Here is a 1,956-nt window from a genome sequence, read left to right on the forward strand (position 1 = left end):
TGCACATAATTTTTATAAAAATTTAGGATACTTAGGAAAGAGTACAGGTTTTAGTAAAAGTTTAACTAACGTTCCCAAATGACACTTTGGTAACCAACACCTCTTATTTAATTGAACAGGGATGTTTTAATTTCTTATGAACAGTTTCTAAACAAATATTACGGAAAATTCGTTAATATACTTTGCGGATAAATGGGGGGATTGAGTATGGCGAATAACATTATCGAACAAGCAAAACGTGGCTTGAAAGGTTTTGCAATAGGGCATTTTCATGCTAGCGGTCATTATGGTAGGTATCAAGAAGAATATTTTAAATATTTTGGAGACTCAGATTTTGAAACTAGAAAATATTCAATCGCTGCATTTACTTGTATGTTAGGTACTTGGGAAACAGGGTATTGTCAGGTGTTTCAGCCAATAAAAGAATGGGAAGAACGAAAAAAAAGGAGCTCGCATCCCTCGAATCAAATACGTTTTTATCACTTAAATGATTATGTTTATTCATTGTTAGAACATCATGAACAGATTGAAGAAGAATTTCCTTATATGTTCGAAACTATCATCTGGTGTTTAATAAATATTGAAAAAAATGAAGGAATTGATTATGAAGAGTGGTTTCCTGAATTTAACCCAAACATGTTTAAACGATTAAGAGAAGAAATTTTAATCCCTAAAAAACATTTAGCAGAAAAACTTAGCCATATAAAATACTTATTAAAAGAAATAGGTATTGAACCTGTTTTTGAATAAGATAAATTTTAAAATAAGTTTCAACACTAAAGGTTTATAAAGTATACAAAATAAACCTAATAAACGTTCCAAAATTAAAGTTTGGGGACACATTAAAAAGGCACGAACGTTGTTAAATCAACGTTTTGTGCCCTTTTATATGAACATTGCAGAAAAAATCCATATCTTTTTCATTTTTATCTTTTTATGTATTTGGTCATGGTTTGCTAATTTTACTGTTAAAAAAGTAGTAGGATATAAAAATTAATAATAATGATTTTCTTGAAGTAGATAGAGTATTTTTCCATTTAGATACCCCTTAGGATAGTTTTAAGGTTCCCAAATGACACTTTGGTTACTTTTTTAGTCAACTAGCTAGGTAAGTTGAGTTATCTAAAAGCACAGCAAGCTAAATAGTAATTTAAAAAGAATATGCATCTGATTAATATTCATTTAAAATGGAAATATAAGGGGTTGATTTGTAATGAAAAAATTAGTAATTAGCACAGCATTAGTTTTAAGTCTTGGATTAGCGGGCTGCAGTGAAAAAACAACTAATGAAGATGCACAAAAAGACGAAACATCACTTGTAGAACATCCACTAAATACTGATAGTAAAATAACTAAAGAAAAGTACAAACAAATTAAATACGGTATGACATCCGAAGAAGTGTTTAATATTATTGGTTCAAAAGGTACTATAGTTTCTAAAAGTGAAGCACAAGATGATTCACCTAGTACCGATATATATCTATTTAAAACAGACAATGAATCTTCGGTTGCTGAAATGACATTCGAGGATAATAAACTAAGTTATAAAGCACAAAGAGGGTTAGAAACATCTACTATGGAAATAGACTCAGAGCAATTAAATAAGTTTGAAAAAGGTATGACAAAAGAAAAAGTATTTGAAACTCTTGGTGGTAAAGGTGCGCTCATCGCTGAATCTGATGTTTTAGAAATTTACAGTTATCATAATTCTACTTCAGATACAGATGTAACATTAGTATTCATTGAGGGTAAATTTAAATCTAGTGGTGAACTGCAAGTTTCTAGTTAAGGAATATTAGTTCTTAATATTTCTTAACCGCTTTTCATAATGTATTTATAAAGCATACACAATCATTCAAATAAACGTTCCCAAATAAAAGTTTGGGAATACACTAAAATGCGAGAAACGTTGACTTAATAGCGTTTCTCGCTTTTCTTATGGAACATTGTTTATAC

Annotated in this window: 2 protein-coding genes; both read left to right on the top strand. The window is 29.7% G+C overall.

Annotation, left to right across the window (positions count from 1 at the left end):
* The first annotated feature begins 207 nt into the window (after nucleotides 1-207).
* On the top strand, nucleotides 208-750 hold the full coding sequence (locus tag ACQKN3_RS20130; protein WP_340800714.1) for a hypothetical protein: 543 nt from the start codon (nucleotides 208-210) through the stop codon (nucleotides 748-750).
* Between the two features lie 463 nt (nucleotides 751-1,213).
* Nucleotides 1,214-1,789, top strand: coding sequence for a DUF3862 domain-containing protein (locus ACQKN3_RS20135; RefSeq protein ID WP_427714386.1), 576 nt, complete (start codon nucleotides 1,214-1,216; stop codon nucleotides 1,787-1,789).
* Nucleotides 1,790-1,956 lie beyond the last annotated feature (167 nt).

Origin of the sequence: Solibacillus sp. NPDC093137, from assembly GCF_050280445.1 — a bacterium.
Classification (GTDB): Bacteria; Bacillota; Bacilli; order Bacillales_A; family Planococcaceae; genus Solibacillus; species Solibacillus isronensis_B.

What these genes read in the sequence shown, in the direction of transcription:
- ACQKN3_RS20130 (WP_340800714.1), top strand. Translation starts at nt 208, where the DNA reads ATGGCGAATAACATTATCGAACAAGCAAAACGTGGCTTGAAAGGTTTT.
- ACQKN3_RS20135 (WP_427714386.1), top strand. Translation starts at nt 1,214, where the DNA reads ATGAAAAAATTAGTAATTAGCACAGCATTAGTTTTAAGTCTTGGATTA.